The organism is Luteibacter sp. P4_E6 (genome assembly GCF_056401535.1).
Genome location: NZ_JBFUJE010000007.1, coordinates 1 through 17,896 on the forward strand (window position 1 = coordinate 1; position 17,896 = coordinate 17,896).

Genomic DNA, 17,896 nt, shown 5'->3' on the forward strand with positions numbered 1-17,896 from the left:
CCACAAGAGCGGCTCGCTTTGTGTGGGAGCCGCTTCAGCGGCGATGCCTTTCACCCACGCGACAGGCTCAACGACCCAGCTGCGACGCCTCGCGCGCCAGCTTCTCGATCGCCGCAAAATCACCCGCGGCCAGCAGATGCGCCGGCGTCAGCCACGAACCACCCACGCAAACCACGTTCGGCAACGCGAGAAATTCGCCCGCGTTAGCGAGGCTGATACCACCGGTCGGGCAGAAGGTGATCTGCGGCAGTGGGCTGGCCCAGGCGCCGATCAGCTTGCTGCCGCCGGCCGGTACAGCCGGAAAGAACTTCTGGAAACGGTAACCGCGCTCGAGCAGGTTCATCGCCTCGCTGGAGGTCGCGGCGCCGGGCAGCAGGGGCAGGTCGTGGTCGGCGGCGGCGTCGAGCAGCCGCGGCGAGCTGCCCGGCGAGACGGCGAACTTCGCACCGGCTTTATAGGCGGCTTCGAGATCGCGCGCGGTCAGTACGGTGCCGACGCCGACAAAGGCACCTTCGACTTCCGCGGCGATCGCACGCACGGCATCCAGCGCAGCCGCTGTGCGCAACGTGACTTCGATCGAGGGAATGCCACCGGCGACCAGCGCACGCGCCATGCCGACGGCCTTCGAGGCGTCTTCGATGATCACCACGGGAACCACCGGCGCGAGACGCAGGGTGGATTCGACGAGTTGCTGCTTGGCTTCGTTGCTCATCAGGTACTGCTCCGGAAAATCAAAAGACGCCCGCACCGAGATCGGCCGTGACGGCGGACTGGCGGAACATGGCGAAAAGCTCACGACCCATGCCCGTGTGGTGCATGGCAAGGTCGACGTTATCGGGAATGCGCGCATTCCATTCGTCGGCATCGACCAGTACTTCGATCGTGCCGGACACGGCATCCAGACGCACGAGGTCGCCCGTGCGAATGCGCGCGATGGGGCCGCCGGCTTCGGCTTCCGGGGTCACGTGGATAGCCGCCGGCACGCGACCCGAGGCGCCGGACATGCGGCCGTCGGTGAGCAGGGCGACGCGGTGGCCACGGTCCTGCAGCAGGCTCAACGTCGGCGTGAGCTTGTGCAGCTCCGGCATGCCGCGTGCACGCGGGCCCTGAAAACGCACGACGGCGATGAAGTCGCGATTGAGTTCGCCGCGGTCGAAAGCCGCTTTCACATCGTCCTGTTCGTCGAAGACGATCGCCGGGGCTTCGACGATCATGCGGTCGTCGGGCACGGATGAAACCTTTATCACGGCACGGCCGACGTTGCCCGACAGCATGCGCAGCCCGCCGTCGAGGCGGAACGGTTCGCTGATCGATCGAAGCACGCCGCGGTTGCCGCTCTCCTTGGAGACGCGTTCCCAGGCGAGCGCATTGCCCTCGAGCCGCGGCACGTGTCGATAGGCTTCCAGACCATGCCCCATGATGGTGTTGACGTCGCCGTGCAGCAGGCCACCGTCGAGCAACTGGTCCATCAGGAAAGCCATGCCGCCGGCTTCATGGAAGTGATTCACGTCGGCGTAGCCGTTCGGATACACGCGCGCCAATAGGGGTACGACCGCCGAGAGGGCGTCGAAATCGTCCCAGCGCAGCTCGATGCCCGCGGCACGCGCGATGGCGACCAGATGCAGCAGGTGATTGGTCGAGCCGCCGGTCGCATGCAGGCCGACCACGCCGTTTACGATGGCACGCTCGTCGATAATGCGGCCGATCGGCATGTAATGGTCGCCGAGGCAGTCCGTGGCGAGCACGCGCTCGACAGCCGCCGCCGTGAGTGCCTCGCGCAGCGGTGTGTCTGGTGCCTCGAAGCTGGCACCTGGAATATGCAGACCCATGATCTCCATCAGCATCTGATTGGAGTTGGCTGTGCCGTAGAACGTGCAGGTGCCGGCGCCATGATACGAACGGGCTTCCGCATCGAGCAGTTCGGCGCGCGATGCCTTACCCATGGCGAACGCCTGGCGGACCTTCGACTTCTCTTCATTCGGAATGCCCGACGGCATCGGACCCGAAGGCACGAAGGCGCTGGCGAGATGACCGAAGCTCAGTGCGCCGATCAGCATGCCCGGTACGATCTTGTCGCAGATACCCAGGTAGAGCGCGCCCTCGTACATGTCGTGCGAGAGCGAGACGGCGGTGGCCATGGCGATGAGGTCGCGCGAGAACAGCGACAGCTCCATGCCGGGCCGTCCCTGCGTCACGCCGTCGCACATGGCCGGCACGCCACCGGCGACCTGCGCCGTGGCGCCGAACGTGCGCGCGGTGGCGCGAATGCGCTCCGGATAGCTTTCGTACGGCTGGTGCGCGGAGAGCATGTCGTTATACGACGTCACGATGGCGATATTCGCGGCGTGGCCGTTGCGCAGTGCATCCTTGTCGTTCTCGCCGCAGGCGGCGAAACCGTGGGCAAGGTTGCCGCACGAGAGGTGATGTCGCTTCGCACCTTTGCCGCGTGCGCCTTCGATCTTCGTGAGGAAGGCGGCGCGCGAGGCGTGGCTACGCTCGACGATTCGCTGAGTTACCTCGGCGAGGATAGGGTGGATGTTCATGGCAGTCCCGCGTGGCTACGTAGTGGGGTCGCCGGCCCCCGCCGGGGCGACCCGGGCCGCGCGTATCCCGCGCGGCACGATGGCTTGCAAAGCTCAGGTAAAAAGCAGGCTCAGGGCGACCAGTACACGTCGACGGCGACACGGTCCTGCTTGAGCACCGCGGCGATCGGGAAATCTTCGCCGGCAAGCGCCTTGCCGAGGATCTCTTTCTTGTCGTTGCCTTCGATGTGCAGGTAGAGCGCGCGCGTATCGAGTACACGGGGCAGGCTGAGCGTGATGCGCGGCTCACCGGCACCGTCGGCGCGCATCGACAGGACGCTCTGCTTGCCGTCGAGGTCGAGCGCCTGGGCGAGATGGTCGCCGCCGGGGAAGAACGAAGCGGTATGACCATCCGGACCCATGCCGAGCACGACGACGTCGAACGGCTTGCCGAGTGCGTCGACCTTTGCGCCGACGCCCGCGAGCGCGGCGTCGACATCGTCCGCATGCGCCTTGTCGAACAGCGGCTGGAAACCGGCGACGTGTGCTTCGTGCGCGATCAGCGTTTTCTTGACGAGGCGCGCGTTGGAGCGCTCGTTGTCTTCATCCACCCAGCGCTCGTCGACCAGGGTGATCGTGACCTTGGACCAGTCGATTTCCTGCTCGGCCAGCACGGCGAACATCAGCTTCGGCGTGCTGCCGCCGCTGACGGCGAGACTGGCTTTGCCGCGTGCCTTGACGGCGGCATCGAGCTTGCTCGCGATATCTTTGGCCAGCGTGTCGCCGAGGGTCAGGCGATCGGCGAATTCATGGCGGTTCACTTTTGCGTTCATCAGGCAGCGTCCTCGGCCCAGGTACGGCCATCACGTTCGATGAGCGCCACGGCGGCGCTCGGACCCCAGGTACCCGCGGTGTACGGCTTCGGCGTCTCGCCGCCGCCTTCCCACGCCTGGAGGATGGGACCGGCCCAGTTCCATGCGGCCTCGACTTCGTCGCGACGCATGAACAGGGTCGGGTTGCCGCGCACCACGTCGAGGATCAGGCGCTCGTAGGCATCCGGTTGCTGGATGCCGAACGCCGCCGCGAAGCTCATGTCGAGCGGCACGTGACGCAGGCGCAGGCCACCCGGACCCGGATGCTTGATGGTCAGCCACAGCTTCACGCCTTCGTCCGGCTGCAGACGCAGCGTCAGGCGATTCGGCAGCAGCGGACCATTGGCGGGATCGAAGATGGAATGCGGCAGCGCACGGAACGTCACCACGATTTCCGAAACGCGACTGGGAAGGCGCTTGCCGGTGCGCAGGTAGAACGGCACACCAGCCCAGCGCCAGTTACCGATCTCCGCCTTGAGGGCGACGAAGGTTTCGGTCTTGGACTGGTCGCTGCCCAGTTCGTCCAGGTAACCCGGGACGCTCTGGCCTTCGGCCGCGCCGGCACGGTACTGGCCGCGCACGGTGAGTAGGCCAGCGTTGCTCGCATCGATCGGACGCAGCGACCGCAGCACCTTGAGCTTCTCGTCGCGCACGGCATCCGGCTCCAGCGACGACGGCGGCTCCATGGCGAGCATGCACAACAGCTGCAGGATATGGTTCTGGACCATGTCGCGCAGGGCACCGGCACGGTCGTAGTAGCCGGCGCGATGGCCGACGCCCACGGTTTCGGCGACGGTGATCTGCACGTGGTCGATGTGCTGGGCATTCCACAGCGGCTCGAACAGCGCGTTGCCGAAGCGCAGCGCCAGCAGGTTCTGCACCGTCTCCTTACCGAGGTAATGATCGATGCGGTAGGTCTGCGATTCGGTGAAGTAGCCGGCGACCGCGTCGTTGATCGCGTTGGCGCTCTGCAGGTCGCGGCCGATCGGCTTTTCCAGCACCACGCGCGAGCGTTCGCCGTTGAGGCCCAACGAGCCGAGTCGCTGGCAGATGTCGGTGAAGATGTCCGGCGCGGTCGAGAGATAGAACACGCGGATATGCGTCGGCTGCGCGGCCATGAGGGCCGAGAACTCGTCCCAGCCGTCGGCCTTGCGGGCGTCCAGCGAGCGGTAGCCGATCATCGCGATGAAGGCGTCGAGCTGGGCCTTGGCCACGTGGGCCACGCCTTTCTCGATGGCGACGCGGACCTGCTCACGATACCCGGCGTCGTCGAGACCTTCGCGGGCGACACCGATGATCCGGCTGCTCGGCTGGATCTGGCCGTCGACGAACCGGTGGTACATGGCGGGGAGGAGCTTGCGGACGGCGAGGTCGCCGGTGCCGCCGAAAATGACCAGATCGAACGGCTCGATCGGCAGGAGTTGTGCGCTCACGACAGTGGCCTGTTCAACGTCGAGGGAAGATGCCACCGGATCGTACCAGTGACATACCAGGTCATACCAGCCCCGTACCAATCGCCGCGGCGTTTCGCCGCCATTGGCGGCACGATTACCCAACGGAAACGTTTCCAGCGCCCATTTGGATCGTGCAAACGACTGTTTGAATCCTCCGGTGGTATGGACGAACTTGCACGCGCTTGCCCCAGTGGTCGGGTATTGGTATCTTCAGGAAATGGAAATCGCCCTCGTCGCCGAATACCAGCGCCTGCAGCACGACCCGGCCGCCCGGCTGCCGCTGGCGTACATGCGCCTGCGTCGGGCTATTCGCAACGTGATCGAGAACGGCGAGGTGCAGGTCGGCCATGCACTGCCCAGCGAACGTGATCTCGCCAGGGCCCTCACCCTGTCCCGGGTCACCGTACGCAAGGCCATCGGTGGCCTGGTCGAGGACGGCCTGCTCACCCAGCGCCACGGCGCCGGCACCTTCGTCTCCGAACGTATCGTCAAGCCGCTCTCGCGGATGACCAGCTTCACCGAGGACCTGCGTGCGCGCGGCCTCAACCCGCGCTCCGAGTTCTTCGAACGGGCGATCGGCGAAGTCACCCCCGAGGAATCCATGGCGATGAACCTGTCGCCGGGCACCCAGGTGGTCCGCCTGCATCGCCTGCGCTATGCCGGCGACGAACCGCTGGCCATCGAGCGCAGCGCTGTGCCGTTGTCGCTCCTGCCCGACCCGAACCTGGTCGAGGATTCGCTCTACGAGGCCCTGGACAAGCTGGGCAACCGCCCGCTTCGTGCCTTGCAACGCCTGCGTGCCGTCGTGCTCGGCCCCGCGCAGACGCGACTGCTGCGCCTGAGCGCCGGCAGCGCGGGACTCAGCATCGAACGCCGCAGCTTTCTCGACGACGGCCGGATCGTCGAATTCACCTGTTCCTGGTACCGCGGGGACATCTATGACTTCGTCGCCGAACTGCAAAGCGACTAACGAGCCAACCAGACCATGACGATCCAGCCGCAAGACACCCTGATGTTCCGCGAAGCGCACGAGACCGCCGAGGTCGTCGAGCGGCAACTTGCCAACAACGAAGCCGTGATCGGGGCGCTCGCCGAGCGCCTGCGCGCCACACCGCCGCGCATGGTCATCACCTGCGCACGTGGCAGCTCGGATCACGCGGCCATGTACGCCAAGTACGTGTTTGAAACCCAGCTCGGCGTCGTCACCGCGTCGGCCTCGCCGTCGGTCACCTCGATTTACCACGCGGCGCAGCGCCTCGACGGCGCGCTCTATGTGGCCGTCTCGCAGTCCGGCAAGAGCCCCGACCTGGTCCGCAATGCCGAGGCCGCGAAAAAGGCGGGTGCCTACGTGGTCGCGCTGGTCAACGTGGTGGATTCGCCGCTTGCCGATGTCGCCGACGTCGTCGTGCCCCTGCACGCCGGACCGGAAACCAGCGTCGCCGCGACCAAGAGTTATCTCGGCGCGCTGTTCGCCATCCTGCACATCGCCGCCCGGTGGAGCGGCAAGCCCGAGATCGCCGATGCGATCACCGCGCTGCCCGCCCAGCTTCGTCACGGTTGGAACGCCGACTGGTCGGCACTCACCGACGGGCTGGTGGATGCGCACAACCTGTTCGTCGTCGGTCGTGGTTTTGGTTTCGCCGGTGCGCTCGAGGCCGCGCTCAAGTTCAAGGAAACCTGTGGGCTGCATGCCGAAGCCTTCAGCGCGGCCGAGGTGAAGCACGGCCCGATGGCCCTGGTTGGCCCCCATTTTCCGGTGCTGTTCTTCGCGCAGAACGACGACACCCTGCCCGGCGTGCTCGAGGTCGCCGCCGAGTTCCGCAAGCGCGGTGCCAAGGTGTGGGTAGCCGCGCCGGGTGCCACGGGTGACGACATCCTCCCGCTCGTCGCCACGGCACCCATCGCCGCGGTGCTGGTCACCGTGCAGAGCTTCTATCGCGCCACCGCCGCCCTCGCACTGCGCCGTGGCTTCAATCCCGACGTCCCGCCGCACCTGAACAAGGTGACGGAAACCGTCTGATTCATGGAGTTCCTCGTATGACCCTCGCCCTCGTCAACGGCCGCGTCCTTACCGATAACGGATTCCAGGGTGGCTTTGCCGTCCTCATCGACGACGGAAAAATCACCGGTCTCGCGCTGCCATCCGATCCGCGCGTGCGCGCGGCGGAACGCCACGATCTCGGTGGCCGCACCCTGCTACCCGGCTTTATCGACTGCCAGGTCAACGGCGGCGGTGGCGTGCTGTTCAACGACGTACCCACCGTCGATGCGATCCGCAGGATCGGCGAGGCGCATGCGAAGTTCGGCACGACCGGCTTCCTGCCCACCCTCATCAGCGACGATGTCGACGTCATGGCGAAGGCTATCGACGCCGTGAACGAAGCCGTGGCCCAGGGCGTGCCCGGCGTGCTCGGCATCCATCTCGAAGGCCCGTTCATCGCGCCCGAACGCAAGGGCGTGCACGATCCGGCCAAGTTCCGCATCGCCGATGCGAGTGACGTGGCGATGGTCGCGCGCCGCCACGGCGGCGTGACTCTGCTCACCCTCGCACCGGAACGCGCCAGCGCCGCCGTGCTGCAGGAGCTGGTCGCCAACGGCGTCATCGTCGCTGCCGGCCACACCGCCGCCGACTACGACACCACGCGTAACGCGCTGGCCACTGGCATTCGCGGCTTCACGCACCTGTTCAACGCCATGACCCCGTTCACCAGCCGCGAACCTGGTGTGGTCGGCGCCGCACTCGAGGATCCCGCCAGCTGGTGCGGCCTGATTGTCGACGGCCACCACGTGCATCCGGCTTCCTTGCGTGTCGCCATCGCGGCGAAGGCGCGCGAGAAGATGATGCTGGTGACCGATGCCATGCCGCCGGTCGGCTCCGACGACCCGACCTTCGTGCTGAAGGGCGAGACGATCACGGTGAAGGACGGTGTCTGCCAGACCGCCGACGGCACCCTGGCCGGCTCCGCGCTGGACATGGCCACGGCCGTACGCAACACGATCAACATGGTCGGCGTGCCTTATGACGAAGCCGCCCGCATGGCCTCGACCTACCCGGCCGCCTTCCTCGGCCTCGGCGCCACCCACGGCCACATCGCCGCCGGCTACCGTGCCGACCTGGTCGTGATGGACCACAACCACGAGGTCGTCGAGACCTGGATCGGTGGCGTCCGCGTCGTCGGCTGACACCGTCACGTTTGTTAAATCCGCGTGACATGAACCCGGCGGCCCGCTAGAGTGGCGCCGTTCGGGTGTCCCGGCCGGCGGTCGCTGGTGGGATGAAACGGGAAGCCGGTGCGTCGCCTCGCGACTATTCCGGCACTGCCCCCGCAACGGTAAGCGACAGGAAGGCCTGAAGGTCTTTACGGAAACCGGCCATACGCCACTGCGAAAGCGGGAAGGCGCCGGGTTCCGCCACGGCAGGTGGCTGACGCGAGTCCGGAGACCGGCCCGAYGCATTCGCCTCGCGACACTCGCGGGGCGTTTTATGTTGGGCGATTCGCGGAGGGCGGATCCGGACAGCGTTCCGGGTCGATCCGTGCCCGCATGCCGTTCGCCGTTTGTCCTCCGTTTCGCCTTTAGCGACGCACTAAGGAAACGGCTCCATGAAGAAGACCCTGCTCGCGATGGCCCTGCTGTCGTCCATCGCCGCCACCCACGCGGCCGACGCTCCCGCCGAGAAGCTCGATCCGGTGGTGGTCACGGCCAACCGTGCGGCCACGCCGCTCGACGAAGTGCTCGCCCCGGTCACGCTGATCACCCGCGAGGACATCGAGCGCCTGCAGCCGGTCAGCGTGCAGGACCTGCTCACCGGCCTGCCGGGCATCGTCATGGCGAACACCGGTGGCATCGGCCAGCAGACATCGTTGTTCATGCGCGGCACCAACTCCTCGCACACCCTGGTCCTATTGGACGGTGTGCGCGTCGGCACGGTCGGTGCCGGCATCCCGGCCTACGAGCAGCTGCCGGTGGACCAGATCGACCACATCGAGATCGTTCGCGGCCCGCAGTCGAGCCTGTATGGCTCGGACGCCATCGGTGGCGTCATCCAGATCTTCACCCGCCACGGCCAGGCCGGCGAAGCGCCCACGCCTTCGGTGTCGGTCACCGGTGGCAGCCACGGCTACACCGACGGCCAGTTCGGCCTGTCCGGTGGCACGCAGCACAGCTGGTACAACGCCAGCCTCGGCGGCCAGTACACCTCGGGCATCAATGCCTGCCGTGTCGGTGCGGGCGAGGCCTTCAAAGGCTGCTTCACCGACGAACCCGACCATGACGCCTACCGCACCTATAACGGCGCGCTCTCCGGCGGCTACCGCTGGGACGACGGTACGGAGCTCACCGGCAGCTGGCTGCGTAGCAAGGGCGACATCGAATACGACGGTGACTTCCAGAACCTGACCCGCCGCTCGCAGCAGGTCGCCGGCACCAAGCTCGCGTTCAACGCGCTGGAGAACTGGCGCATGTCGATCAGCCTGGGCCAGAACCAGGACCGCGCCGACAACTACCTCAACGGCGCCGACAAGACCCTGGACTTCGTGAACTACGGCGTCGACAAGGCGCGCGTGGGTTACCTGTACTCCAAGCGCAACCAGGCCTCCTGGCAGAACGATTTCACGCTCGCTCCGGGCCAGACGCTCAGCGTCGGCGTGGACTTCCAGCAGGAGAAGCTGAAGAGCGACACGGATTACCTGAAGGACACGCGCGAGAACACCGGCGTGTTCGCGCTGTACCAGGGCATCTTCGGCGCCAATGAGATCCAGCTGTCGGCACGTCACGACCACAACAACCAGTTCGGCAACCACACCACCGGCCAGGCCGCGTACGGCTTCCGCTTCGACAACGGCATGAAGGTCACCGCCTCCTACGGCACCGCGTTCCACGCGCCGACCTTCAACGACGAGTACTACCCGTACGGCGCGCCGGTGAACCTGAGCCCGGAGAAGTCGCGCACGGCCGAGATCGGCCTGTCGGCCCGCCCGGGCATCTGGAACTGGGCGGTGAACGCCTACCAGACGCGGGTGAACGACCTGATCGGCTTCGATGCGAACTTCCTGCCGATCAATGTCAGCAAGGCACGCATCCGTGGCGTTGAAGGACAGCTGGGCGCGGACGTGGACGGCTGGCACCTGCGTGGCTACGCCACCCTGCAGCAGCCGAAGGACCGTGACAGCGGTGACGAGTACAACAACCTCCTGGCACGCCGTCCCAAGCGTACGGCCCGCGTGGACGTGGACCGCGATCTCGGCGCCTTCACCGTCGGTGGCTCGGTCTACTCCGCCGGTTACAGCTACGACGATGCCGCGAATACGACACGCCTGGGCGGCTACGCGACGGCGGATGTTCGTGCCACCTGGCACGTGGATAGCGACTGGAGCGTCCAGGGTCGCCTGGCCAATGCGTTCGATCGTCGCTATGAGACCGCGGCGTATTACAACCAGCTGGGGCGGACCTATTACCTGACCGTGCGGTATTCGCCGGCGCGTTGAGTCACCCCCATCGCCGATAAATCGGCTCCCACATGAGACCTGCCTGACCATGGAAGGTGCCAAGCCTTGTGATGGAAGGTGCCAGGCTCTGTGTGGGAGCCGCTTCAGCGGCGATTCCCTATGTTTTGCCTCGATATAAATGAACGCGACACCCCTGCCTTCCGGCAGGGCCCCCACTAAAGGCACACGCGACACCGTCGCGCTGCCGTCATAAAGTCCACGGGCGCGGGTATGCTTCCCGCGATCACAGGAAGTGTCGTGAACTTTTTTGCACCATTCATTCGCCGGCCGAGAGGTACGTCGCTGCTTGCGGCGGGCCTGACCCTTGCCGGTGCGATCGCATACATGCTGCTTGGCGTGGCCGCGCTGCCCTCGATTGAGGTGCCGGCGGTATTCATCCAGACCCAGATGCCGGGTGCCAACGCGCAGACCATGGCGTCGACCATCATCGCGCCCCTGGAACGCCACCTCGGCCAGATTCCGGGCGTCGACCAGATGTACTCGAACAGCTCCGAAGGGGCTGGCTTCGTTCGTGTCCGCTTCACCATGGACCGCAGCACTGACGCTGCCGCACGCGACGTGCAGGCGGCCATCAACGCGGCCGCGGCCGATCTGCCGGCCGGCATGCCCTCGCCGCCGCAGTACTTCAAGTTCGATACCGGGCAGATTCCCGTCCTCCTCGTCGCCTTCACTTCGAAGACGATGCCGCCGGACAAACTGTTCGACGTAGTCAATACGCTGATCATGCCCAGTGTGAAGCAGATCGACGGCGTCTCGCGCGTGCAGGTGTTCGGTGGCACGCCGCATGCCGTGCGCATCGAGCTGGATACCAATGCGCTGTCGTCCAAGCAGCTGACGGCCAACGACGTTTCCAATGCACTGAACGCGGCCAACGTGAATTCCCCGCAGGGTGTGCTGTCCGACGGCGTCACGCAGATGACCGTGACCGCCAACGACGGACTGCGCGAGCCGGAAGATTTCGCCAACATCCTCATCGCCGTGCGCAACAACGTACCGGTACGCTTGTCCGACATCGCCAAGGTGACCAGCGGCGAGCAGGATCAGTATCAGGCGGCGTGGTTCCAGGGCGACCGCTCGGTCACCATGCAGATCAGCAAGCGGCCGGAGGCCAATTCCATCGCCACGGCCGAGGCGATCCGCGCCGCCTTGCCGCGCTTCCAGTCGTCGTTGCCCGCCGATGCCGTGGTGACGCCGATCTTCGACCTCACGCAGACCACCCAGTCGGCCCTGCACGAGGTAAAGGTCGCGCTGCTCATCAGTATCGTGATGGTGGTGCTGGTGATGATGGTGTTCCTGCGTCGCCTGGGCCCCACCCTGATCGCCACGCTCAGCGTGCCGCTGTCACTGGCTGGCGCGTTCGTGGTGATGTGGATCCTCGGTTACACGCTCAACACCATGTCGCTGATGGCGCTGGTGCTGTGCATCGGCTTCGTCGTGGACGATGCGATCGTGGTGATCGAGAACATCGTTCGTCATATGGAGAATGGAACGGGCCCGATGCCAGCCTCGCTGGAAGGCGTACGCGAGATCGGGTTCACCGTCGTCTCGATCACGCTGTCGCTGATCGCCGTGTTCGCGCCACTGCTGTTCGGCAACAACATGATCACCAAGCTGCTGCGCGAGTTCTCGGTGACCCTTGCCGCCGCCGTGGTGATCTCGGCCGTCGTCTCGCTGACCCTGACGCCGGCGTTGTGCGCCAGGTATCTCAAGCACGACGATGCCGATCGCAAGGTAAGCCGCTGGGAGCGTGCGCTCGAGCGCTTCGATCGTGGCCTTCTCGGCACGTACGAACGGGCGCTCGACTGGGCTATGCGGCATCGGCGGGTGATGCGCTGGCAGCCGCTGATCCTGCTGTTCGCGACGTTTGCGCTTGGCTTCGCGGTGGTGAAAACCGCTGGCGGCAATTTCATGCCCGACGAAGATACCGGCATGCTGCAGGCCGAGGTGACCGCGGACGCGAACATCTCGCCAGACGAAATGTCACGCCGGCTCAAGCGCGTCGGCGACATCATGCAGAACGACCCGACGGTCGCCGATGTAAACACCATCCTCGGCAGCGGCAATGACGGCGCGGCCGTCGGCAACTCCGGCCTGATGTTCATCGACCTCAAGCCGAAGGGCAGCGGGCCGGACCATCGCAAGGAATCGATCAAGGAGATCATGGAGCGCCTCGGTAAGCAGTACGAGAAGCTCTCCGATGTCCAGGTTTTCATGAGCCCCGTGCAGTTCCTCGGCGGCGGTGGGAATAACGGCAACCGCGGGCAGTACTCGTTCCAGCTGATCAGCACCGGCGGTGAGAACCTCCAGCCCTGGGTGATGAAGCTGGTGCGCAAGATGCGCACGATTCCCGAGTTCAAGGATGTCGGAAGTGACTTCGACGTGGTCGGCAAGCAGCAGATGCTTCAGGTGGACCGCGATTCGGCGGGGCGTCTGTCGGTTGGCATGGGCATGGTCGATTCCGCGCTTTATAACGCCTTCGGCCAGCGTCAGGTCTCGATCATCTACTCGGATATCAACCAGTACTGGGTGGTGCTCACGGCAGCCGCGGCGCAAACGTTGAGCCCCGACGCCCTGTTGAATACCTACGTGAAGAGCGGCACAGGCGTCATGGTGCCACTGTCCGCGCTGGCAAAGATCGCCCCGGTCGCGACGCCCACCACGATCACTCATCAGAACCAGCTCGAATCGGCCGACATCACCTACAACCTTCCGCCGAAGATCGCCCCGGACAAGGGCAACGCCATGGTCGAGGAGGCCGTGCGCCAGCTCAACCTGCCCGAGGGGATCCGCATGGACTTCACTGGCACGAACCAGCGGCTGAAAGATGCTCAATCCAATGGCATGGTGTTGTTGATCGGGGCGATCCTCGCCGTCTATATCGTGCTGGGCATTCTCTACGAGAGCCTCGGGCATCCGTTGACGATCATCTCCACACTGCCGGCTGCGGGCGCAGGTGCCTTCCTCGCCATGCTGATCACGCAGCAGCAGCTCACGCTGATGACGATCATCGCGGTGCTGTTGTTGATCGGCATCGTGAAGAAGAACGCCATCCTGATGGTCGATTTCGCGCTCGTCGCGCAACGCGAGTACGGGATGTCACCCGTGGAGGCGATCCGTCAGGCTGCGCTGGTGCGGTTCCGACCGATCACCATGACCACCCTGGTGGCGATGGGCGCAGCGCTTCCGCTGGCGATCGGCTTCGGCGTGGGTTCGGAGATGCGTCGCCCGCTCGGTATCGCGATCGTCGGCGGCCTGCTGGTATCGCAGCTTCTGACCTTGCTCAGCACGCCGGCGATCTACCTGTGGAACCACGATCGCAAGATTCGCGTGGCACGGCGCAAGGACCGTCGCATGCTCAAGCACCGCTACAAGAACTGGTTGAAAATCCGCAAAGCCTGACAATCCCGCTCGTTGTAGGAGCCGATTCATCGGCGATCGGGTGCTCGCCTCACCCTGGCCCGCTGCCGCGGGACCGCCGATGAATCGGCTCCTACAAGTTACGGACAGCGTTGGGATTACACCGCGGGTGTGGCGTCCACGACCGGTGCTGTGGCGGGCAACATGTGCGCCTTTTTCCAGCTGCCACGACGGTAGTACACCGTCGTGATCACCAGCGAGACGAGAGAGCCGACGGGAAAGCTCCACCAGATCGCATCCGCACCGATGACCGGTTCGAGCAGCGCAGCGAAGGGATAACGCACGAGCCACATCGAGATGATAAGCACGACCAGCGGCAGCATCACCGCACCCGTGGCGCGCACCACACCGAACATCACGAAGGTCACGCCGAACAGCAGGAAGGACCAGACCACGATGTGGTTGAGGTGCTGGGCGATACCGATGGCCGAGCTGTCACTGCCCAGGAACAGCACCAGCGCCGCGCGGTTGAACAGGTAGATGATGAGCACCAGCGTGCCGGTCAGTGCGAAGTTGGTCAGCACACCGGCGCGCCCGATGCCCGCGACGCGATCCCAACGCTTCGCACCGACGTTCTGCGCCACCATCGAGGACACCGCGCTGCCGATCGCCAGTGCGGGCATCTGGATGTACGTCCACAGCTGCGAAGCAGCGCCGAAGGCCGCCGTGGTCTGCGAGCCGTGCCGGTTGACCAGCGACATCATGATGATGGCCGACGACGCGATCACGACCATCTGCGCGCCCATGGGCAACCCTTTCGCCAGCAGGCTTTTGAGGATGGCGACATCGGGTACGAGCAGACGCAGTTCGTGACGGTGGATGCACAGGAAATATTTCTTCCGGTAGAGCCAGACGAAAAGGGCGAGCAGGGTGGTGGTCTGCGCGATGAGCGTCGCCACCGCGGAGCCGGCAATCCCCATGTGCGGCACCAGGCCGAGACCGAAGATGAAGAGTGGGTTGAGCGCGATGTCGAGGATCACCGAGATCAGCATGAAGATGAAGGGCGTGCGTGAGTCGCCCGCGCCCCGCAGCGTCATTCCGAGGAAGGTATAGAGGTACATCGCAGGCAGCGCGACGAAGATGATGCGCAGGTACTCGATCGCATAGGGCTGCGCGTCATGCGGCGTGCCCATGGCGCGAAGCATCGCGGGCGTGGCGATGAAGCCGCCGATGGCGACCAGCAGCGAGATCGCAACGAAGAACCCGAGGCCCGTGCCGACCACGCGGCGCGCTTCCGGAATGTCGTGCGCTCCGACCGTCTGTCCGACCAGGATCGTCGTGGCCATGCCGATGCCGAAGACCACGCCCAGAAGGAAGAACAGGATCAGGTTGGCATTGGAGGTTGCGGCGAAGGCGGCCTCGCCAAGGAAGTGACCGACCCAGATGGCATTGATCGACGCATTCAGCGACTGCAGCACGTTCGCGCCCAGGATCGGCAGCGAGAAGAGCAGCAGCGTGCGGGCGATCGGACCTTCGGTCAGCGCAACGCGCCTGGCCGGGAGTGTCATGCTTCACCACCCGCACGCGCAGCGAGAACACGTACGTAATCGCGGATATCCGGCGGCCATGCTTCGGTCAGCGTATCGAAGCGGAGCCGGTCACTGCGGTGGAACGCACGCGATGCTTCCTCGTAGTCGGGCAGGTTGCCGGCCAGCGCCATCATCACGCGGTCCACCGCTTCGCTGGCCTGGCGCAGGCGATCCGCGGGAGCCTGCTGGCGACTCGCGGTTTCGACCAGACGGCGCAGGGCGACGGACGCGCCACCGGGCTGAGCCGAAAGCCAGCCCCAATGTCGCGGCAGAAGGGTTACTTCCCGCGCCACGACACCCAGCTTCGGCCGCCCGGGCCCACGTTTGGCCGGCGGCTCGTGGCCCGGCAGTCGCGCCAGTACGTCGTGGGTGGTGCCGCGGTAGTCGATGTCGACGGGGCGGCCCGTACTGTCGTCGTAAATGATCGGCGAGGCGTCAGGGCGCGCGTCGAGCAGATGCTTGCAGCGCTCGACCACAGCCGCGAGCGATCCCGCAGCCAGGCGCGTCATGCCATCGAAGGCGATAAAGGTGGTCATCGGTGTCTCGGGAAGCGGGTGCGATGCCGCCATATTACCCGGATTAAATAAACCGTCAATCTCCCCGGGTAAAACCCTCTTCGGTAATCCACTCGATGAAGGCGCGAAGACGCGCATTGTGCCGTCGGTCGGGGGGATAGACGAGATACACCGGGAGCGGCGCGGGCTGCCATGGCGCCAGCACCGGGACCAGCTCGCCCTTGGCAATGTGGTCCGCCACGGTGAAACCGAGCGCCTGCACGAGTCCGAGACCGGCAATCGCTGCCGCGGTATGCGCGTTGCTCTCGTTGACCTCCACGGCAGCCGTAAACTCGATCTCGAACGTCCGCCCGTCTTCACGGAATCGCAGCGGGTGCATGCGACCGCTGTGCGCGGAGAAATAGCCGACCACGTCATGACCGTCACGGACGATGTCTTCGGGTAACGCAGGCGTGCCGCGACGGGCGAGATAGGCCGGCGTGGCGCAGAGCGTCCACGACAGCTCGGCAATCTGGCGCGTGACCAGGGCGGGGTCGTCCCCCGTGCTGCGGATCGCACAGTCGATGCCTTCGCTGATCAGGTCCACGGTGCGATCCGTCACGCCCAGCTGCACGCGTATTCCGGGGTAGCGTGCCCGGAACCCCGGCAGCGCCGGAATGATCAGGCCCGCCGCGACCGACCCGCCGGTGTCGATACGCAGGTTCCCTACAGGGTTATTGCGGCCGCCGGCCAGGGTGGTCTCGAACTCGTCGAGCTCCGCGAGCCATTGGCGGGTACGCTCGTAGTAGGCAGCTCCCTGGGCGGTCACCGTCACGCGCCGCGTGGTCCGCTCCAGCAGGCGTACACCCAGTTCGCCCTCGAGGCCCTGGATCAGCTTGGTCACCGTGGACTTCGGCATGCGCAGGGCGTCGGCCGCGCGACCGAAGCCACCGGTCTCCACCAGTCGGCCGAAGACCCGGATGGCAAGAAGATGATCCATGGCTGTTTCCCCGCAGGAATAATGAAATCGCGATTCCATTATTTATCCGCGAACGGGGAATAACCATCTTGGGTGAATCGACCGCGCCGCGGTTATCGGAGCCGAAGATCATGCATACCCTCGCCACCAGCAACGTCCACACCACTCGCCATGCCGGCAAGATCGTCCTCGTCACCGGCGGCAGCTCGGGCCTCGGCCTCGCCACGGCCGAGCGCTTCGTCCGCGAAGGCGCCACCGTCTATATCACCGGCCGTCGTCAGGCCGAGCTCGATACGGCCGCCGCGTCCCTCGGCGTCACCGCCATCCAGGGCGACATCGCCAAGGCAGCCGACCTCGATCGCATCTTCGCCACCATTCGCGACAAGAGCGGACGCCTCGACATCCTGTTCGCCAACGCAGGTGGCGGTGAATTCGCGCCTCTCGGCCAGATCAGCGAGGCGCAGTTCGACAAATACTTCGGCATCAACGTGAAGGGCACGCTGTTTACCGTGCAGAAAGCGCTGGAGCTGATGACCCCGGGCTCGGCCATCGTCCTCAACGGTTCCATGGTGTCCATCAAGGGCGCCCCGGCCTTCGGCGTTTACGCGGCCACGAAGGCGGCACTGCGCTCGTTCGCCCGCACCTGGGCCAGCGACCTGAAGGGTCGCGACATCCGCGTCAATGTCGTCGCGCCGGGCACCGTGGTCACGCCGGCGTACACGTCGGAACTCGGCATGAGCGAGCAGCAGATCGCCGAGTACAGCGCCTACGTCGAGAGCATCACGCCGCTCGGCCGCACCGGCACCCCGGACGAAATCGCCAAGGCCGTCTCCTTCCTCGCGTCAGACGAAGCCAGCTACATCACCGGCATCGAGTTGTTCGTCGACGGCGGTCAGGCGCAGATCTGACGGGGGTCTTCCCAGCGGCGACGCGGCTTGCCGTTTTTTTGTAGGAGCCGATTCATCGGCGAACCCTCAGGTCGTCGCGCGTGCGAATGAAGCTTTGCGATCATCAGGCGAGCGGTTAGACGCCGGTGCAATTCAACGCACGGCCTCGTTCGCGATCGCAGCCGTGAGGGTTCGCCGGCGCAGCCGGCTCCTACAACAGACCTACGTTGCGCTT

General features: G+C 65.5%; 13 protein-coding genes and 1 riboswitch. Of the genes, 6 read left to right on the forward strand and 7 right to left on the reverse strand.

Going from position 1 to position 17,896, the window contains the following annotated elements:
* Positions 1 to 67: 67 nt before the first annotated feature.
* The 4 genes from eda to zwf form a co-directional block, all read right to left on the reverse strand.
* Positions 68 to 712, reverse strand: coding sequence for a bifunctional 4-hydroxy-2-oxoglutarate aldolase/2-dehydro-3-deoxy-phosphogluconate aldolase (gene eda, locus AC1DT2_RS01200; RefSeq protein ID WP_197478285.1), 645 nt, complete (start codon positions 710 to 712; stop codon positions 68 to 70).
* A 19-nt stretch (positions 713 to 731) separates the two neighbouring features.
* Positions 732 to 2,543: a phosphogluconate dehydratase gene (gene edd / locus AC1DT2_RS01205; RefSeq protein ID WP_477293630.1), complete on the reverse strand. Its 1,812-nt coding sequence runs from the start codon at positions 2,541 to 2,543 to the stop codon at positions 732 to 734.
* 110 nt (positions 2,544 to 2,653) lie between these two features.
* A complete protein-coding gene (gene pgl / locus AC1DT2_RS01210) occupies positions 2,654 to 3,355 on the reverse strand; it encodes a 6-phosphogluconolactonase (protein ID WP_213949956.1) in 702 nt (233 codons plus the stop codon).
* Positions 3,355 to 4,827: a glucose-6-phosphate dehydrogenase gene (gene zwf, locus AC1DT2_RS01215; RefSeq protein ID WP_063571974.1), complete on the reverse strand. Its 1,473-nt coding sequence runs from the start codon at positions 4,825 to 4,827 to the stop codon at positions 3,355 to 3,357. The genes pgl and zwf overlap by 1 nt, the downstream gene beginning before the upstream one ends.
* A gap of 238 nt (positions 4,828 to 5,065) precedes the next feature.
* On the opposite strand from zwf, the gene AC1DT2_RS01220 reads away from it, so the two are divergent.
* The 5 genes from AC1DT2_RS01220 to AC1DT2_RS01240 all read left to right on the forward strand — a co-directional run bounded on the left by AC1DT2_RS01220 (position 5,066) and on the right by AC1DT2_RS01240 (position 13,754).
* The gene (locus AC1DT2_RS01220; protein WP_046969563.1) at positions 5,066 to 5,818 is read left to right on the forward strand and encodes a GntR family transcriptional regulator; all 753 of its coding nucleotides are present in this window, start codon (positions 5,066 to 5,068) and stop codon (positions 5,816 to 5,818) included.
* Between the two features lie 15 nt (positions 5,819 to 5,833).
* Entirely contained in the window at positions 5,834 to 6,868 is a 1,035-nt protein-coding gene (locus AC1DT2_RS01225; protein ID WP_063571969.1) for an SIS domain-containing protein, read from the forward strand.
* Positions 6,869 to 6,885: 17 nt separating this feature from the next.
* On the forward strand, positions 6,886 to 8,031 hold the full coding sequence (gene nagA, locus AC1DT2_RS01230; RefSeq protein ID WP_213949957.1) for an N-acetylglucosamine-6-phosphate deacetylase: 1,146 nt from the start codon (positions 6,886 to 6,888) through the stop codon (positions 8,029 to 8,031).
* A 46-nt stretch (positions 8,032 to 8,077) separates the two neighbouring features.
* A riboswitch (cobalamin riboswitch) is annotated at positions 8,078 to 8,313 on the forward strand.
* Between the two features lie 137 nt (positions 8,314 to 8,450).
* Positions 8,451 to 10,334 (forward strand): TonB-dependent receptor domain-containing protein, encoded by a 1,884-nt coding sequence (locus AC1DT2_RS01235; RefSeq protein ID WP_477293634.1) that lies wholly within the window; start codon positions 8,451 to 8,453, stop codon positions 10,332 to 10,334.
* A 258-nt stretch (positions 10,335 to 10,592) separates the two neighbouring features.
* Positions 10,593 to 13,754, forward strand: a complete 3,162-nt coding sequence (locus AC1DT2_RS01240; protein WP_477293636.1) for an efflux RND transporter permease subunit — start codon at positions 10,593 to 10,595, stop codon at positions 13,752 to 13,754.
* A 116-nt stretch (positions 13,755 to 13,870) separates the two neighbouring features.
* Here the strand turns inward: AC1DT2_RS01240 and AC1DT2_RS01245 are convergent, their stop codons facing one another.
* From AC1DT2_RS01245 to AC1DT2_RS01255, 3 genes are read right to left on the reverse strand one after another with little or no spacing between them, the layout of a single operon-like run.
* Entirely contained in the window at positions 13,871 to 15,280 is a 1,410-nt protein-coding gene (locus AC1DT2_RS01245) for an MATE family efflux transporter (protein WP_477293638.1), read from the reverse strand.
* Positions 15,277 to 15,837 carry a DUF2239 family protein gene (locus AC1DT2_RS01250; RefSeq protein WP_477293640.1) on the reverse strand — a complete coding sequence of 187 codons (561 nt, stop codon included), beginning with the start codon at positions 15,835 to 15,837 and terminating at the stop codon, positions 15,277 to 15,279. Before AC1DT2_RS01250 ends, AC1DT2_RS01245 begins: the two co-directional genes overlap by 4 nt.
* Positions 15,838 to 15,892: 55 nt before the next feature.
* Entirely contained in the window at positions 15,893 to 16,795 is a 903-nt protein-coding gene (locus tag AC1DT2_RS01255) for a LysR family transcriptional regulator (RefSeq protein ID WP_477293642.1), read from the reverse strand.
* 110 nt (positions 16,796 to 16,905) lie between these two features.
* Here AC1DT2_RS01255 and AC1DT2_RS01260 point away from each other — a divergent pair, with 110 nt between their 5' ends.
* The gene (locus AC1DT2_RS01260) at positions 16,906 to 17,682 is read left to right on the forward strand and encodes an SDR family oxidoreductase (protein WP_477293644.1); all 777 of its coding nucleotides are present in this window, start codon (positions 16,906 to 16,908) and stop codon (positions 17,680 to 17,682) included.
* Positions 17,683 to 17,896: the final 214 nt, after the last annotated feature.

Coding starts and splice junctions, on each gene's coding strand:
- AC1DT2_RS01255 (WP_477293642.1), bottom strand. CDS start 16,795: ATGGATCATCTTCTTGCCATCCGGGTCTTCGGCCGACTGGTGGAGACC.
- AC1DT2_RS01260 (WP_477293644.1), top strand. CDS start 16,906: ATGCATACCCTCGCCACCAGCAACGTCCACACCACTCGCCATGCCGGC.
- AC1DT2_RS01250 (WP_477293640.1), bottom strand. CDS start 15,837: ATGACCACCTTTATCGCCTTCGATGGCATGACGCGCCTGGCTGCGGGA.
- AC1DT2_RS01245 (WP_477293638.1), bottom strand. CDS start 15,280: ATGACACTCCCGGCCAGGCGCGTTGCGCTGACCGAAGGTCCGATCGCC.
- nagA (WP_213949957.1), top strand. CDS start 6,886: ATGACCCTCGCCCTCGTCAACGGCCGCGTCCTTACCGATAACGGATTC.
- AC1DT2_RS01235 (WP_477293634.1), top strand. CDS start 8,451: ATGAAGAAGACCCTGCTCGCGATGGCCCTGCTGTCGTCCATCGCCGCC.
- edd (WP_477293630.1), bottom strand. CDS start 2,543: ATGAACATCCACCCTATCCTCGCCGAGGTAACTCAGCGAATCGTCGAG.
- AC1DT2_RS01220 (WP_046969563.1), top strand. CDS start 5,066: ATGGAAATCGCCCTCGTCGCCGAATACCAGCGCCTGCAGCACGACCCG.
- eda (WP_197478285.1), bottom strand. CDS start 712: ATGAGCAACGAAGCCAAGCAGCAACTCGTCGAATCCACCCTGCGTCTC.
- AC1DT2_RS01225 (WP_063571969.1), top strand. CDS start 5,834: ATGACGATCCAGCCGCAAGACACCCTGATGTTCCGCGAAGCGCACGAG.
- pgl (WP_213949956.1), bottom strand. CDS start 3,355: ATGAACGCAAAAGTGAACCGCCATGAATTCGCCGATCGCCTGACCCTC.